The 17920-nt window shown below is 38.1% G+C and carries 14 protein-coding genes; 7 read left to right on the top strand and 7 right to left on the bottom strand.

The features are described from left to right. Positions 1–115 precede the first annotated feature (115 nt). On the bottom strand, positions 116–634 hold the full coding sequence (locus CXF71_RS21060; RefSeq protein WP_101234869.1) for a hypothetical protein: 519 nt from the start codon (positions 632–634) through the stop codon (positions 116–118). A gap of 115 nt (positions 635–749) precedes the next feature. On the opposite strand from CXF71_RS21060, the gene CXF71_RS21065 reads away from it, so the two are divergent. Continuing rightward, positions 750–1226: a TlpA disulfide reductase family protein gene (locus tag CXF71_RS21065; RefSeq protein ID WP_101234870.1), complete on the top strand. Its 477-nt coding sequence runs from the start codon at positions 750–752 to the stop codon at positions 1224–1226. Positions 1227–1331: 105 nt separating this feature from the next. On the opposite strand, the gene CXF71_RS21070 is transcribed toward CXF71_RS21065, so the two are convergent. Both CXF71_RS21070 and CXF71_RS21075 read right to left on the bottom strand, forming a co-directional pair. Beyond that, positions 1332–4046 carry a family 20 glycosylhydrolase gene (locus CXF71_RS21070; protein WP_101234871.1) on the bottom strand — a complete coding sequence of 905 codons (2715 nt, stop codon included), beginning with the start codon at positions 4044–4046 and terminating at the stop codon, positions 1332–1334. A gap of 234 nt (positions 4047–4280) precedes the next feature. Next, positions 4281–5117, bottom strand: coding sequence for a mechanosensitive ion channel family protein (locus CXF71_RS21075; protein ID WP_101234872.1), 837 nt, complete (start codon positions 5115–5117; stop codon positions 4281–4283). A 175-nt stretch (positions 5118–5292) separates the two neighbouring features. Between CXF71_RS21075 and CXF71_RS21080 the strand changes: the two genes are divergently transcribed. The 5 genes from CXF71_RS21080 (at position 5293) to CXF71_RS21100 (ending at position 10927) form a co-directional block, all read left to right on the top strand. Beyond that, on the top strand, positions 5293–7830 hold the full coding sequence (locus CXF71_RS21080; RefSeq protein WP_101234873.1) for a DUF748 domain-containing protein: 2538 nt from the start codon (positions 5293–5295) through the stop codon (positions 7828–7830). Between the two features lie 75 nt (positions 7831–7905). After that, a complete protein-coding gene (locus CXF71_RS21085; RefSeq protein WP_101234874.1) occupies positions 7906–8754 on the top strand; it encodes a VOC family protein in 849 nt (282 codons plus the stop codon). Next, entirely contained in the window at positions 8754–9002 is a 249-nt protein-coding gene (locus tag CXF71_RS21090) for a hypothetical protein (RefSeq protein ID WP_101234875.1), read from the top strand. Before CXF71_RS21085 ends, CXF71_RS21090 begins: the two co-directional genes overlap by 1 nt. 84 nt (positions 9003–9086) lie before the next feature. Further along, positions 9087–9791 (top strand): potassium channel family protein, encoded by a 705-nt coding sequence (locus CXF71_RS21095; protein WP_101234876.1) that lies wholly within the window; start codon positions 9087–9089, stop codon positions 9789–9791. 29 nt (positions 9792–9820) lie between these two features. After that, a complete protein-coding gene (locus tag CXF71_RS21100) occupies positions 9821–10927 on the top strand; it encodes an AI-2E family transporter (RefSeq protein ID WP_101234877.1) in 1107 nt (368 codons plus the stop codon). Positions 10928–11066: 139 nt separating this feature from the next. Here CXF71_RS21100 and CXF71_RS21105 read toward each other — a convergent pair whose 3' ends face one another. The 4 genes from CXF71_RS21105 to CXF71_RS21120 all read right to left on the bottom strand — a co-directional run bounded on the left by CXF71_RS21105 (position 11067) and on the right by CXF71_RS21120 (position 16672). Next, entirely contained in the window at positions 11067–13133 is a 2067-nt protein-coding gene (locus CXF71_RS21105) for a glycoside hydrolase family 3 protein (protein ID WP_232771569.1), read from the bottom strand. Positions 13134–13142: 9 nt separating this feature from the next. After that, positions 13143–13799, bottom strand: coding sequence for an isoprenoid biosynthesis glyoxalase ElbB (elbB, locus tag CXF71_RS21110; protein WP_101234878.1), 657 nt, complete (start codon positions 13797–13799; stop codon positions 13143–13145). Between the two features lie 93 nt (positions 13800–13892). Continuing rightward, positions 13893–15200: a multidrug effflux MFS transporter gene (locus CXF71_RS21115; protein ID WP_101234879.1), complete on the bottom strand. Its 1308-nt coding sequence runs from the start codon at positions 15198–15200 to the stop codon at positions 13893–13895. Beyond that, positions 15197–16672 (bottom strand): aminotransferase-like domain-containing protein, encoded by a 1476-nt coding sequence (locus CXF71_RS21120; protein WP_101234880.1) that lies wholly within the window; start codon positions 16670–16672, stop codon positions 15197–15199. Before CXF71_RS21120 ends, CXF71_RS21115 begins: the two co-directional genes overlap by 4 nt. Before the next feature lie 155 nt (positions 16673–16827). Here CXF71_RS21120 and CXF71_RS21125 point away from each other — a divergent pair, with 155 nt between their 5' ends. Then, the gene (locus tag CXF71_RS21125) at positions 16828–17742 is read left to right on the top strand and encodes a DMT family transporter (RefSeq protein ID WP_101234881.1); all 915 of its coding nucleotides are present in this window, start codon (positions 16828–16830) and stop codon (positions 17740–17742) included. The last annotated feature ends 178 nt before the right edge of the window (positions 17743–17920 follow it).

A 17920-nucleotide genomic window follows, 5' to 3' on the forward strand; every position in this document is an offset into this window, starting at 1 on the left:
ATTATAAATCTGGAGTTAACGCTACTATAAGTGATATTGCTTACAATAAGAAAGTGACAAAAGTAAAAGAAGCGAAGTATTTGTTACAATTTATGTAGTAGTTCAACTCAACTAGCTATTTAAGGTAGTGAATACTTTGCTCTGTCACACATTGGGTGAAGCTCTTTTTACGTTCTTCGTGAGAAAGAGAAGACACAGCCTGCTTTACCAATTTCATTTTTTGTTCATTTTCGGCTTTAGGTAAGTGCGAGAGTTGTTCATGAAAGCAACCAAACAAACCAAAGTTTAATGCTACCTCTGATTGCATAGTATCTTCCCCCAAACAATTACCAAGCTTTTCTGCCAAAGTATTTTTATCCATTTGATTGATTAAAAAATGAAGGGAGTAGTTAGCCTTGTCAGTTTGCCGTGCTTGATTACAACTAAAAAAGATATCCGCGACCGCAACAATAGGAATTAATTGTTGATGTTGTTTACTGAAACGTTTTTTCAGCAAGTCATTATGCGCCTTGATATCTGTAGCACTACCGCCCGCTGAAGAACTGGCTGAATTAGCTGAAACAAGCCACCAAGCTTGGCTTGGTAAAGCACAACAAGCCAAGGTAATTAATAATAATTTTAACAATATTTTCATAGGATTAGGCTCTAGCAATGAATTGCGAAATGAAATTTATGCACAATTAAGATATTGTGCATCACTGCTAAAACTAAGTATAGTTAACTTATGTATAAAGAATGTAGGAAAACGTATGACCTGTTCCCTTAAAACCTTTGCTAGCACATTGTTTTTAACAATCTTATTATTGCTTAGCAGCAATCTTGCTAACGCTAATGAATCGCTGTATGAATTTGAACAAGCGATGGCGCAAAATAAAGGCAAAGTTGTCTATGTCGACTTTTGGGCGTCGTGGTGTGTGCCTTGCCGAAAATCGTTTCCTTGGATGAATGCTATGCAAGTTGAACATCAAGAACAGGGCTTGGTGGTATTGAGCATTAATCTTGATGCACAGGCAGCATTAGCTGAGAAATTTTTACTAGAAACCCCTGCTAACTTTGCCATTATCTACGATGAAAAAGGGCTATTAGCTAAAAAATTCAAATTAAAAGGTATGCCGAGCAGTTACTTATTTGACCGCCAAGGCAAACTGATCAGTGCCCACAGCGGTTTTAATGGAAAAAAACAACAAACGTACGAGCATGAGATCGAACAAGCGCTAGCGCAGTAACTAAAAAGTGCAGTAATTTTCACAATGAAAAACCTCAACATATTTACTGCACTTTTATAAGGATCTCAATAACAATCTGTTGTTAGTTGAGCTAGTTAATCGCACTCAGTTTAAGCGAAGTTGCTTTGATACCGTCATAGTTCGACCTGCACGTTGTTTATCTGATGTTCGAGCACGGACCTGTACTGAGCCATTAACTTTGATAGGCTCTTGATAATTTTGCCACTTACCATTGCTAACGCGGTATTCAATGGGTAAAGCTTTAATCGCCATATTGGTCGACAATATACCTGACTCAATTATTGCACCTACCGTTGGCACACGGTAAAACACGCCTGCCAGATCTAATTTAGCCAATTCTTTCTCACCAAGCGTTTGTGAAAAAGTTAACCATTGCTTATCACGGGTTTGACGTAACTCATCAGTAAAAATAGCCGTATCTTTACTATATATAAAGCCTTTAGCATTATAAGGAACTTGCCAACTAGCTTGATGCCAAGCTCGCTCAGCCAATGCTAATAATCTAGGGTAAATCATATATTCAGCCTGGTCATCACTGCGCACTGTTTCACTCCACAGTTGTCCTTGAATACCACTGATAGTAAAGTTATTCAGCAAGGGTTGATGCGTTATTTTTCCTAAGTCATCTATTTGTTTACTATCATTAGCCACATAACTTTCACCTAATGTATCGACACGAAACTCAGCATGAATAGGTAAATTATCTGGCATAAAGTTAAACAAGGAACGTGTGGTAACGCGCCTTGATGCCCAATGGTAACCTCGTTCCTTTGGATCAATTTGATAAGGAAAATCAAAATAAAGGACATCCGGTGTTGCTAGCACAATATTCCAATTACGATGAGCTTGCTCACTGACTTGTTTGTGCGCCCCCCAAGGTAGTGCATCCCAAATATAAGAATAAACATCCCTTGGCATCTTCGTTATATCGGTCTCTTTTAAACCATCATTCCAACCGCCAACAGTAATACCCTTACTTGCCACCAACTGTGAAACGCGCTCAATAAAATGTGCTCCTAAATGTTCTGCATCACCAAAGTCATTACTCTTATCAGCGATTAACGCCTTACACACTGGCGATTCAAGCCACGCCCCTGCGGTTTCATCTGCGCCAATATGATAAAGCGCTAGCGGATGTCCTGCTGCTTGATGCAGTGCCTTTAAGTCTTCTAAAACACGATCAACAAAGGTGTAAGTTGACTCCATACAAATATTTAAGGTGTTATCGTTATAATTTTGAATAGAACTGTATTGCGTTTTATCATTAAAGTCAGTTAACAGGTAACGCTTAGCTTCAGTCTCGTTTTCCTTATTCATATAATAATGATAACGCGCTTCCATCGCTTTGATTGCTGCTCTTGAATGCCCCGGCATATCTAATGATGGGATCACCTGGATATGATGCTTAGTTGCCATACGTAAAATTTCTTGATAATCATCAATACTATAATAACCATCTCTATCACTGGCACCACCGCCAAGTTGTGGTTGTAAGCAGGTCTTATCAGATAAATCTAAACAACGCTTACTGCCCACATGCGTCAGTTCTGGCAAGCTGGGCAACTCTAAACGCCAGCCTTCATCTTCAGCCAAATGTAGATGCAGTTTATTAAGTTTATAAGCCCCCATTTGCTTGATCAGCGAAAACATAAACGCTTTGCTATGAAAGTTACGTGCAACATCGACATGCTGACCACGGTAATCATAGTGTGGCTGGTCATCAACGTTGACTAAAGGAACTTGTGTTGATCCTAACGTAACTAAACTGGCTAAGCTTTGTAGGCCATAAAAAGCACCGGTACTGTCTTGCGCCCTGATGATGATAGCGCTGTCATTAATAACTAATTGATAATGTCCTGAGCGCCAATCAGCCTTTTTCTTATCGTTAAGTTCAATATTTACCAACACGCCAGCAGTGCTTTCTTTTATTCCCAGTAATGCTAATCGCTCAAAAGCAGCGGCTAATTGTGGGTATTTAAGATCACCGCTTAGTTTTACTTTTAGCCCCGCAGCCAAGTCTAAACGGGCATTATTATCTTCAATTTTTATTGATTTAGGTGTTGGTATAATGGCAAAGGCAACATGACTATTCGCTATCGAAACTTGAGGCTCATTATCATAAAGCCATTGGGTAGAGGCATATTGATTAACGTCATCAGGCGCTGACTTTATTTGTTTAGGGATATCGGTAAAAGGCACGACCCATGGTTGAACTTCTAAGCCAGTGTCTTTATCAACGAGGCTTCGGGTGCTATCAACAATAGCCGCTGTTAAGCCTTCACTCGATAGCCAGTAGTTTGGCATTAATTGTGATTCGGTTATCAACGTACTCTTTACCCATAATTTTAACTTATGATCTTGTCCGTCTTGAAAGCCGAGAAAGTTAGCCTTAGGGGTAATTTGATGTATATCACCGTTAAGATGTAATAAGTTAAGCTGATCACTACTGCTGGCGTAACTTGGGTATACTTGCGAGTAATTTAATTGCCATGTTTGGTTATCATTATAATAGCTAGGACTTCCTGCAGGTACACTCAAGTGAATTTCAGCGCTATAACAATATTTAACTGTTTCACCATGTAGATCGGGGCAGTCGGTTTCAACATTACTGATAAACTGGTATTTCACCTGCAGGTTTTTAGCCAATGCATTGAGTTGTTCTTGTGCAGTTAACTCTGCTTTTTTTTCCGCCGTCATTTTAGTAGTAATAGTGTTACCCTGTTCGGCAACTTCGCCCTGGCAAGCAGCAAGTAATAGACTAGTTGCAGCTATTAAAAGATAGCGTTTTTCTTTAATCATAGTTAAGACTCTTTAATTAATTCACTAAAATATTCACTGATTTATCAGATGCTTTTTAAGCTTTTATTAACGACTTTATCAGTTATTATTTGATTAGGTCAGTCATAAAAGCCTAAAAGACACTTTATATAAAACGAGACCACGTTTTAGGACTAAACACAGATAATAAAAAAGCCTAATTCAGATAACTGAAGAAGGCCTTTAATACATAATTAATATGTTTATCGCTTAAGATTAAGCATTCGGTGATTGATGAATATGCACATCACGCTGTGGAAATGGAATAGTAATGTTTGCTTTATCAAATTCAATTTTTACTTTTTCCATCATATCAAAGTAAATTCCCCAGTAATCTTCTGCTTTCGCCCAAGGACGTACAAACAAATTAACTGAACTTTCACCGTGCTCACCAACCCAAATATCTACCGCTTGGTCTTTCAATACACGCTCATCGGCTTCAATTATTGAACGTAAAAGCGCTTTTGCTTTAACAATATCATCGTTATAGCCAATACCAAAAACCATATCAACACGGCGCGTACCGTTAACATTAATATTAGTTACACAACCATTCGATAACAAACCATTAGGAATAATAATACGTTGATTATCAAATGTTTTTAAGATGGTGTTAAAGATTTGAATTTCTTCAACACTACCTACATAACCCTGGGCTTTAATAGCATCACCGTTTTTAAACGGACGAAATAGTAGGATTAAGACACCACCAGCGAAGTTAGCTAAACTACCTTGCAGTGCTAAACCAATAGCTAAACCAGCAGCACCTAAAATTGCAATAAATGACGCGGTTTGAATACCTAACATAGAAGCAAAAACGATAATTTGAATTGCTTTTAATAAAGTACCTAAAATACTTAATAAAAATTTGTGTAAGGTAATCTCAACTTTTTTCTTTGCTAATGCTAATTCAACTAAGTTAAGCACTTTTTTGATAATAAAATTACCGACGAAATAGGTAACTATCGCTAATAAAAATTGCACGCCAAATTGCAGTCCCATATCACCGAGCATCTGCATATAATGTTCTATTTTTTCTATATTGCTTTCCATGGAAATGGTATCCTACGCTATGTTAAATTGGAGTTAACTTCAAAGTTAACCTTTGGAGTTGGATTGTAAACTTTTTGTAAAATGGAGTAAATTATATTCCATTATATTTTCATCACTCAAGCACGTGTATCACAGCACATTAATTATAAAAACCTAACAAGGAACGTCCTAAATTATGGCAAGCCTGCTATCTTTTTTTACTCATAAATTTTTCAAGATATTATTAGCTTTATACGTGGGCTTGTTTCTACTCATCTGGCTTCTTTCTTCACCATTAATTAAGCACTTTATTAGCCCTCTTCTGGCAGAACAGCAATTACACTTAGCAGATAACGCCAGTATTCGATTCAATCCATTTTTAATGCGCATAACCCTAAGTGATATTGACTTATTCAGTACTAAAAGCAAACAGGAAGAAACTGTTTTTTCATTAGCAAATATGGAAGTTCAAGTCGCATTGTGGCAACTGGCTTTTGACAAAATTGTACTCAGTAAATTTTTACTTGAGCAAGGCACATTAAAAGTTACTCAACATGATGGTCATTTAATCATTGCTGGTATAGCAATACCTAGCTCGGCTGAACAAGCAGAGCAAAGTAATGCACAAGTCACAAAAGAATCGATTGATGAACCAGTGAGTGATTTCCCTTATCAACTAGTACTACCTGAGTTTATATTGAGCCAATTTACTATTGAAATAGAAAGGAATACTCTGCAGGAAATAAATAAAGCCCATCACATAAAAATTGAGCAATTATCATTAAGCCAAGTAAAAGCCACTCAAAACGAGCAACAAGCTAACTTAACGTTAACAGCATTAATTGATAAAACTCATTTAGCACTTTCAGCTAATACACAATTAACCGCAGGTAAAGGTGATATAAACAGTAATATTAGTTTAAAAAACTACCCCGTTGAAAAATTAGCCCGCTACGTTGAGCAACTGACCGAACTTAAGGGTTCTCTGTCTTTTAATAGCCAACAAACAGTTACCCTAGCTGAACAAGGTATTAATCTTAGAGTTAAAAAGGCCAACTTAACATTACAAAACTTATTAGTCGGATTAGAGCAGCAACACTTTACCCTCAATGACCTGCAATATAATTTCACCGATCTTGCCCTTGATTTACAAGACAACGAGGTTACTCACTTAGCTGGCAAGAGCAGTATAAAATTGACCGATGCCGTTTTAAATCATAATGAGAGTAAAGCAAAAATCGTCGCATTTAAGCAGCTTAGTTTAGATGACATTCGTTTTGTTTTAGACGATGAACCTAGTGTCGATATTGCTAATGTTGTACTGGACGACTTACTGTTTTCTAAAAAAGCCGATTTAACTGATGCTATGGCTCAGAAAGTGATTGCTAGAATTAACAAGCTTGCAGCCACCGATAGTGTAGATATAGAAGCCGAAGAGATAGTCAATTTGCCACCTGTTATGCAGTTGAAAAAACTAATAGTAAATAACATACATATCCACGAAAAAAGTATTGTTATCAACAGTATTCTTTTTGATACCTTAACAGGTGATATTATTGTTAAAGAAAACAAAGAACTTGCCAACTTAGTCACCCTAGGCGATAAAACAGATCAACAAAATTCTGCAGAGGCAACATTAACCGAAGAATTAGCAACGATTGAAAAGGAATTAGAGGGCAATGAAGCAAACAGTAATGGCTTCGTTTTTAGCTTCAATGAATTGCGCTTTATCAATAAAAATTCTTTTGGTTTTACCGATTTCAGTGTGGATCCTATTTACCAACGCACCTTATTTTTAGATACCCTTGATGTAGGTGCTTTAAGTAACAGTAAAGACAAAAAACAAAATCAGACCCCTTTTACCCTAATTGGTCGTAGTAATAAATATGCCAACTTTAATTTATCTGGTTACCTACAACCTTTCTCAGAGCTTGCTACTTACCATGCAAAAGGTGATTTTAAAGAATTTTCTTTACCTGCTATTTCTTCATATTTAAAAGCTTCAACGGGTATTGAAGTAAAAACAGGACAACTAAATACCGCTTTAGACCTAACGCTGACTGGCGATGAACTCAATGGTAACGTTGTTGTATTACTGCAAGCCTTAGAAACGGGTTTAGTTGATAGTGAAGAAGCGGGTAGCCTAATTTCCCAAGGTGCCTTACCGTTAAATATGGCCTTGGGCATGCTAAAAGATGGTGATGGTAATGTAGAGCTTGATGTACCGCTAAGTGGCTCTACTTCAGATCCAAAATTTGGCTTAAGCAGTGTTGTAACCTTAATCACCAAAAAGGCCATAATTTCAGCGACACAAGATTACCTGATGACCACGTTTGTTCCTTATGCAAACATAGTATCGATTGCGATCACAGCCGGTGAATTCGCCTTAAAGCTACGCTTTGATGATTTAGAATATCAAGTAGAGCAAATTGAACCCGATGATAACCAACATGCTTATTTAAAAGAATTCATTGCCTTGATGCAAGATAAAGAAGATACCCGCGTAACTATTTGCGCTATCAGTGTACCGGCTGACATAGGTCTTAAAGCGGGTGTTTCGGTAACAAACAAAGCAGATATAAAACGCTTAATAGACTTGGGTGAAGAACGCGAACATGCCTTTAAAGATTACTTAATTGAACAAGGAAAAATCAAGTCATCTCGTATTTTATTATGTAAACCACAAATAGACAGTGATGAAGGAGCAATACCACGTATTGCAATATCCGTTTAATCGCTCAGTTGATAACTATCATTAATCGTTAGATGTTGTAATATCAATTAGTTGAAAAATTAGGGAGCAGATAAAATGAAAGGGTTCAGTAAATTCTTAGTACCATTATTGTTGCCGTTATTGTTAAGTAGTAATGCTTCATTCGCAGTGCAACCAGAAATAACCGAAAACAAAATAATAAAAAATCAACATGGTAAATTAGTTTGGGCTGACCTTTACACCGGTGATGTTGAAGCGTCACTTAAGTTTTACCAAAACACTTTTGGTTGGACCGTTCAAGAGTTTGCAAAAGATAGTGCTAAATATCATATACTTTACGACAATGGCCAAGCTATTGCTGGCGTTCTTACCCGTGACTCCAAAAGAAATAAAACAGATAATGCCTTATGGGTTGGTAGTATTGATACTGATAATGTTCCAAGTAGAAGTGAACTCTCTGCTAAGAATAATGCCAGTATAATATTGGCACCTCACGAATTTAAGCTTTATGGTAAAAGAGCGGTTTTAGCTGATCCACAAGGCGGCATTATTGCACTACTTGAGTTAGACCTGACGAACAAACACCATCAAAAAATAAGTAATAAGTGGGATTGGGCGCAGTTATTTAGTACCAATACCAAGCAAGCCGCGTTGTTTTACCAAGAGACTTTTGATTATACGATAGAGGCAATTAATGCTGAAGAAGATAGCTTCTATTTAATTCAAGCTGATATGGTTCAAGCCAGTATTGTAAGGCTACCCGAATCGTTTGAGCAGAGAGACCGTTGGGTTAATTTTATCGAAGTTAACAACGTAGCGACTACCTTGTCAAAAGCCACCTTCAATGGCGCTACTATTATTTATCAACCAGAAGATAAAGGTGTCGCCATTATTAGTGATCCTAATGGCGCATTACTGGGTTTAACACAGCAGGAAAGTGAGTAATGAAAAAAATTAACACCTTATTACTCATAGCTACCGTCGTTGTTACTGCCTTCTTCATAAGTTCGTGTGAAAATACTCAGGTAAGCGGCTCTGTTAGTTATGGTATGGGTTATGGCGCTGGTTACCCGATGTATTATGGCAATAGTTACCATAGCCATAGTAGTATTGTCGTTGTTAAACCTACTAGACATAATCGTTCTCGACCTAGCAATGCACAATCTCGTCCTGCTAGAGCGAAGAGAAGATAGCCTAAATTCAAATCATAACAGCGAGTAGCGGCAAATTATTTATCTGTCGCTACGAACGATTAAAGAGAAACGCTTTTGAAAAAAATGACTCGTCAAGATAATTTTATTTATCTCACTTTCGCCCTGATTTTGTTATTGCTTGGCACCTCATTAGCGCAACAATTTTTTGAAGGCTCAGTGCAGCGCTTGGTCCAATCTGCCACCATAGTGACATTATTAGTAGCGGTTTGGGGAGTTGACTCAAAAGACTTTGTACTGCGAAAAACCTTTATTTTCCCAATAGCTATATTGGTTTTTTCTGTTTTTGGTGCTTTGCTCGATAATAGCGGTTTTGATAAATTATATTTGCTACTGCTGTTGAGTTTTTTTATTTCTAGTGCGCTACGCACTGCAAAACAAGTGATGTTTACTGGTGATATTGATGGTAATAAAATTTTAGGTGCTATCTGTTTATATTTATTAATGGGCCTGATTTGGGCAGTACTATATACCCTAATACAACTGAGTTTTGCTAACTCTTTTACCAATATAAACAATAGTAATGAATGGTATACTTTGTTTCCTGATTTTATCTACTTCTCATTTGTCACTATTACTACTTTAGGTTTTGGTGATATTTCACCACTATTACCTATCTCACGATTTTTAGTCTATTTTGAAGCCATTGTTGGTCAGTTTTATTTAGCCATTTTAGTCGCTAGCCTAGTAGGTTCTCACATGAGTAATTTCGGGGCAAATCATACTCAATCTAAAAACATGTCATCTAAAAAATCCACTAAAAAAACATAATAATAAATAACTAACGTAAGGAAAACACCATGAAAAACCTACAAGAGTTAACCAGTGATCAGGCATTTAACCGCCGGATTATTGATATCACCATTAAACTGTCCGCCATGGCAATGATCATCCTATGGTGTTTTTCTATTATTAAGCCCTTTATCTTAATTACCATTTGGGCAGCTATTTTAGCGGTTGCTTTATATCCTTTGCATGAAAAACTCACCGCACTACTTAAAGGTAATAAAAAACTCGCATCAACCATTATTGCTCTTGTTGGGATATCTATTATTGCCATCCCATCAATTAACCTGTCTTCTTCTGCTATTGATTCTGCTCAACACGTTTATAATGGCATTGAAGATGGCACCTTAAAAATCCCAGCTGCTGACGAAAGCATTAAAGAATGGCCACTAGTCGGCGAAAAACTGTTTAACCTTTGGCTGGATGCTTCACAAGACATTCAAAAAGTTGCGGGGCAATATCCTGAACAATTAAAATCACTTTCCAGTACCTTATTATCAGCCGTTGCTGGTATTGGTGGTGGTATTTTGCAATTTATTGTCTCCTTAATTATTGCGGTAGTGTTTATGGCAAAATCAGCGTCATTGCATCAGGGTGTTAGTAAGTTAATGCGCCGCTTGATGAATGATTCTGGCGACAGAACAATTAGTACCACGATTGCCACTATTCGTAGTGTCGCTACTGGCGTACTTGGCGTTGCGGTTATTCAGTCACTATTATCTGGCGTTGGTTTAATGATTGCTGATATTCCTGGTGCTGGTATCTGGGCAATTGCCGTACTTATTTTAGCGATAGCACAATTGCCACCCATTTTAATTTTAGGCCCTGTTGCCGCCTATTACTTCTCTGTCGCAGATACTACACCGGCTATTGCCTTTTTAATTTTTAGTATCATTGTCAGTGCTAGTGATGCTTTTTTGAAGCCACTTTTCTTAGGTCGAGGCATGAGCATCCCAATGATAGTTATTTTACTTGGTGCTATTGGTGGCATGCTACTTTCAGGCATTATCGGGTTATTTGTTGGCGCTGTAGTATTGGCGTTAGGTTACGAATTAATGATGGATTGGTTAAGCCATACTCCAGACAGTAAAGAAAGTGATAGTGAAGTTCAACAGAGCTAATATGACTGATTAAGTTATATGCTTGTTCAGCTAATTATCAATCCGATGAGTTACTGAATTTCATTGCATAAGAAAATGGCATAACCCTTATTGGTTATGCCATTTTTATTTATCTTATTTTTGTTGATATATAAGCAGGCTAATTTTTCAAGGTGACAGGTAACGTCCCTAACGCCTTACTTTCATTAACAATAACCGCCATGCTGGCATTAAATCCAGGACTAATAGCTTGCTCACTAGCAGTAGAATAGATTCTATCGTCAAAATTTAACAATACCGCATCGGCAAGTTCACTGTATTCACTGATTAAAAATGGCGAACCTTTAGCAATAAGAATTGAAGGCGTTTTTAACTTAGCTGCTTGTATTAATTGCTGCTTTAATAACGTTGCGTAGGTTAATTTTTCTTGTTGCTGAGCGGCGCTACCATAACTTGGTGTTAAGTCATCCATACCGCCCAAATCAACTAAACTTGCGGTTTTAATATCAAGGGTAGCAATAACCACATCAGCTTTGCTTAACAGCGTATTAATATTGGTAGTAGACTCGACCTTATCAGCCACTAAGTGGCTAAAATTGATTTTTTCGACTTCACTTGCTGGCAAAATTTTTGCTAATACACGTTTTGTCGCATAAGTTAACGCGACCAATTCTTGTTGATTGGCCACGACAAAATGTAGCCGTTTTACGCCAACGACATTAAGCGGCAATACTTGCTTGTTTTTCAACAATGTTATAGCAGCACTGGCAAGGGCTTGTTCGGTAAGTAAATGCTCTTCATTGGCAATTACAACGTTAGCCAATTGCAGTTGTTGCGCTACAGACTCATTGGGTCGTGCAATATATTGCTTCTTATATCGGTTTATCCGAGCAATCGATTGTTCAAATTCAGCTAGCTGATAGTCACCTTGAACAATGCGTATTGTTAAGGCTTTAGCCACTTTTTTAATGAAGACGTAAAAATCAGTAATATCTTTTGGCGTTCTCACCTTAAACGGCATAACCGCCAGATCAGCACCGGCAACAAAGGTTTCAACAACCGCTTCAACATCAGTAAAAAAATGGGTAACGCCTGCCATATCGAGAGCATCGGTAGCAATAATGCCATCAAACTTCATCTCCTCTCTTAACAAGTCAGTTAAAATTTTACGAGACATGGTAGCTGGGCGAATAAGTTTATCACCACTTTTACTGACAAAAACACTGTCATCAAGTGCCGGATATTGAATATGAGCGGTCATGATCATGGCTGGCTGACTGTGCTTAATAGCCCAGGCAAAAGGAGCAAGATCAATTTTATCAATTGTCGCTCTATCATGATCAACTCGGGGTAAACCTAAGTGACTATCAACGTGCGTATCACCGTGACCAGGAAAATGCTTCAACGTTGCCATCACGCCTTCCGACTGAATGGCGTTAACTGCGCTAACGCCCAGCTCGGCGACCTGCACTGCTGACTCACCAAAAGATCGGGTATTAATCACTGGGTTATCCACATTGGTATTCACATCAACCACTGGAGCATAATTATTATTGATACCTAAGGCTTTTAACTCTTTAGCAATAATTGTATTAACTTGGGTGGCAAAGTCCGTTCCATTTTGAGCATAACTTGCACCAATAGCCATATTTCCAGCAAAGCCTGTCATTTTAGCAAAACGAGCGACTCGACCGCCCTCTTGATCCATCGAAATAATCAGGGGCTTAGCTTGTACCGATTTTATTGAGGCTTGTTGAATATCATCAGTTAGCTTAACGACTTGCGCGATCTCTTGCACATTTTCAGCAAACAATACGATGCCACCAACATTACTGGTGCTAATCATCTGGGCAAGCTCTTCGGGTAGCTCAGTAACCGCTTGTCGACAATGCTTTGATGATGGCACACTGGGCTTACCATTTATATCCGCACAAAAGTAACGTATATCGAGCGACATTTTTTCAGCAATTTGTTGCTCAAATTCAGTAAACACTGGGGTAATAGCAAGATTATTGGTCATATTTTTTTCTGTTGCCTGACTTTGACAAGCGCTAAGCGCAATGGAAACTATTATTATTAGCGCACTTGGCATTCGATTAATTCGCACTTTACTCGGTAAAGAGCTCGGTACATAGCTCGGTAAAGAGCTCAGTGAATAATTAACTAATGGCTTTGATAAATAGCGTAATAAAGAAGATGGGAAATTGCCGAGTAGATTATCCTTCACAGACAATACCTACTTACTAAGCGCAAGCACATATTTTACTAATTTATTGATACCTACTGCAGCCTCACTAATCGATTCAGCTAACATATAGGCTGGTGTAGTTACTATTTTATGTGCTTCATCAACCACTACATCAGTAACATCGCAATTAATATGCATTAAACCTTGAGCAGAAATTAATTTAGCCGTGGCATTATCTTTGCCAATAGTCCCTTTGACGCCAGCAGGATAAATCAGCGGTAATAATGCCGGTGCAATACACATAAAACCCGCTGGTTTTTCGACACTCGCAAAAGCTTTAGCAATCTTAAGTACCTGTTCATTTACACTATAATTATCATTATCTAAAGCGAAAGTACTCAAATTTTTGGCTGCACCAAAACCACCAACAAAAATGATGGCATCAAACTCTTTTTCATACAGTTCAGTTAAATCTTCTACATCACCACGACCAATACGGGCAGCCTCAACCAGTACATTTCGGCTTTCATCTTTACTCACTTCACCGGTAAGATGATTAATAACATGGTGTTGAGTTATATTTGGCGCAAAACAGCGATAAGTTGCACCCTGCTGGGCTATCGCTAACATTGTTAGTACGGCTTCTTGGATTTCACTACCGTCATAAACACCACAACCACTTAATATAACCGCTATATTTTTCATTATTTATCCTTAAATCTTTCATTATATTTTCATTTTAACCTGTTAATTGACCTTAACACGTTAAATTATGTCTTTGAATTTATTGTATTCAAATTACTCTTTATTGCGGAACCATACGAGTAACTGACAGCATAACACTACCAACACAGCGAAAAACATTAACAGGGCGAATGGCTTAGCACTGCCATCATAAAAGAACGCCAAAATAGGCCCAGCTAAAGCGCCGATGCCCCAACGAAGCGTGCCAATTACCGCCGTTACCGTACCTGAATGTTCAGGGAATTTAGTTAAAATTAATGCATCACTGTTCACTGCAATCATCGAAATACTACCCATTAATGGGAATATTGCAACCACAGTAAAAACTAACGGTAATTGTAAAATATTCACCAACATCAGTGACGTTGCAGCCAACGTCGCTAGCATTAGACCAAAACGTAACATTGTTCTTGACCCCTTACGCACGACCAAACGAGTATTGGTAAAATGCGCGATCATTAACGCGAATACATTTAATGCGAACAACAAACTAAAAGTGTACTCAGAGACAGTAAACACTTTTAAATACACATAAGGAATTGCCGTAATGTAGGCAAAAAAAGCTAGTGATATCATCATTGAAGTTAAAATATCTAACCTTGCTTCAGCATTGCTCAACACAATTTTATAGCGTTGAATAAAACTCAGTGTAACTTTTACCATAACAGGCGAATTTTCTCCTGTTGAATCAACTACTTTGGCTGCATCAGGCAAGTATTTCATCACTAACAACAACACAATAAAACTATAAGCCGCTAACGCATAAAATATCAGCTGCCAGCTATGAACAAGTAACAATACACTACCAATACTAGGCGCTATCATGGGTGCCAGCATCATGATCATACTGACATAAGAAAGTCCTTTCGCGGTATCTTTACCGTAATATTCACGGACTGCCCCAGGTACAACTACGGTTGCTGCACTACTGACAAAAGCTTGAAAGAATCTAACCGTAAGAAATTGCTCTATATTGCTAACAAAAGGTAACAGTAAACTGGCAATACAAAAACCACCTATGCCTATAAAAACAAGATTGCGACGGGAATATTTATCCGCCATGGGACCGAATAATATCAAGCCAAGTGCATAACCTAATAAATAGATACTTAAGCTATTTTGCACCATAGACATCGGCGTATTTAAGTACTCGGCCAAGGTTGGCATAGCAGATAAATACATGTCTACGGCTAAAGGGGATATAGCTAAAATAGAGGCTAGTAACGGTAATAGTAACTTCAAAGAGACCTTTAGCTGTTCGGGTTTATGTTCCCTATCTACTTGTTTGATTGATGAACCACTATTTTGTGCTTTCTCACGTGGCGTGTGATTACTTGCTTTATTACTGTTTGGATCTGTCATTGCTTTTCCATCAGTTGCGCTATTTTTTGTTTACTTGTGTATTCGTATACCAATTTACCTAAGACCTTAATTGCCGTTTCGATATTTGTGCCCCAGAGCACACCAAAGCTAACGCGCATATAGTTCTTATATCTACCTGAAGGTGAAAAAATCACGCCTGGCGCAAAACTAACCCCTTGCGCTAACGCTTGCTGAAAAAACTTACTGGTATTAACGTGCGACTGACAACGTAGCCACAGCACGCTGCCGCCTTGGGGTTTTGAAATACAGACTTCGGGGGGAAAATTATCGGCTATCAACGCCCGCATTCGCTCGCAATTATACTCGAGCTTCTTTCGTAACACACAAAGGTGTCGATCATAATCTCCACTAAGCAAGTACTCGTTTAATGTCCACTGCTGTAGCATAGGAGTAGAGCTTGATTGCGCCCGTTTTATTCGCTTGGCCTGCTCTTCAAATTTACCTGGCAATAGCCAACCAATACGATAGCCTGGTGCCGCTGTTTTGGAAAAGGAGGAACACGTCATTACCAAGCCCTTTTCAGAGTATAACTGTGCAGGTTTTGGTTTGTGATCGGTAAAGTAGATTTCGCTATACACCTCATCTTCAATGAGCGGAATATCGTGTTTCTCTAATAGCGTAACAATCGCTTGGCGTTGCTCATCAGTTTTCATTGATCCTAATGGATTGTTTATCGCTGTTGAAAACAAACAGGCGGTAATGTTATGTTGGTTAATAGCCTCAGCTAAATCTTCAACACAAACTCCATCTTCTGTGCAGGTATAAACTTCTAGCGCTTTCATGCCTAATGTTTCGATCAACTCAATAATGCCAAAAAAGCAGGGTGATTCAATCGCAATAACATCGCCACGTTTGGCAACACATTGTAGAGCAATGGACAGTGCTTCTTGTGCGCCATTAGTGATAACAATATCGTCTGGATTTATTTCAACACCCTGATCTTGATATCTAAATGCTAACTGCATGCGCAACTTAGCATCGCCAGTTACCGGACCATAGCTCACAGCCTTTTCTGATACTTTACTTAAAACAGAGCGCATTAATCTAGCAAGCGCTTTATCCGTTGGATGTGCCTGAATGGGGTTAGAGATACCTAAGGCGACGGTATCAGGTAAATGCACTGCTGCATGGACTTGTTCAATCATACTGCGACCTTGTACTTCGACAGGAGCACATTGCGCCCATTTCGCCGGTCGCGGTTTTAATGTTCTCGCTTGAACTGCTTTTAAGTAATAGCCAGATTGTGGCTTTGCGCAGACATGTCCTTGTCTTTCTAGCTCAATATATGCCTGCTTAACCGTTGGTACACTAATTTCAAATTGGCGACTTAATTTACGTAAGCTTGGTAACTTATCACCCGCCTGTAACGCACCTATCTTTTGTTGGTGTTCAATAAAGTCGATTACTTGCTGATATAAATAGGCTGAAGAGCTCTTATCTAATAATTTCATCTTTTTCTCACTTGGGTTCAAAGCATAAGTGCCTCAAGTACCAATCGAAACTGTATAGGTTACATTTTCAGTTTTTTGTACATGTTATTTAATCAAATTATCATTACAATGTCACCCTTATCTGGTTGGATCTGATTTATTGAGTGGTAAAGTTCATGAGTAATAGTTTTTTATATATAGTTACAGTCATTATTTGGGGTTCAACTTGGATTGCCATTAATTATCAATTAGGTGAAGTTGCTGCTGAAGTGTCTATTGTTTACCGCTTTGGTTTAGCTGCTTTATGTATGTTTGCCTACTGTCGCCTAAAAAAATTACCCCTGAAGTTTTCTGCTAAGCAGCATGTGCAACTCTTTGCCTTTGGTTTAACCTTATTCGGCTTTAATTATTATTTGCTTTATAACGCTCAAGCACATATTAACTCTGCTTTGACCAGTATTGCTTTTTCTACGTTAATGATGGTTAATATCATTAATGCTCGCCTTTGGTTTAAAACCCATATTTCTAGCCAAGTATATTATGGTGGTGCACTGGGTTTAATGGGTATTGTTACCTTGTTTTGGCCACAAATTAGTAATGTTCATTTTGGTGATAGTACGTTATTGGGCTTAGGTTTCTGCTTAATTGGTGTGTTGTTCGCTTCTACAGGTAATATGATTTCAATTAAAAATAAGCATAATAACATGCCAGTATTACCTGCTACCGCTTGGGGTATGCTCTATGGCAGTATATTTATGTTTGTGCTGGCTCTTGGTCAAGGTCAAACATTTAACTTTTCTTATACCTTTGAGTACATCAGCTCATTGTTATATTTATCAATATTCGGTTCAGTAATAGCCTTTGGTTGCTATTTAACCTTGCTTGATAGAATTGGCGCACATAAAGCGTCTTATGCGACCATTATGTTTCCCGCAGTCGCGGTAGTTATTTCAAGTTTCGTTGAAGGCTTTACTTGGGATAGCTTTACTTTCATTGGCTTAGGCTTAATGTTAGCAGGTAACTTGGTGGTGTTGGCTAAGCCTAGGAAACGTAAAAACATATCCTCTTTGGCCGAAGCGATTGAAACTTGATGTTAATCGTTCAGAGATATTAGATAACCTGAACTCTGGATAATGAGTGCTTGATATTTAAGCGAAGAGACTGATTTATCTTATAAAACAAAGGCATAACAAGGTCAAGGTTGCTATATCCACTATCAATGTTTCATTCTATTCTATTATCAAGGCAAAACGTTTATGAATAGCTGGC

This window comes from Colwellia sp. 12G3 (assembly GCF_002836775.1).
Classification (GTDB): domain Bacteria; phylum Pseudomonadota; class Gammaproteobacteria; order Enterobacterales; family Alteromonadaceae; genus Colwellia.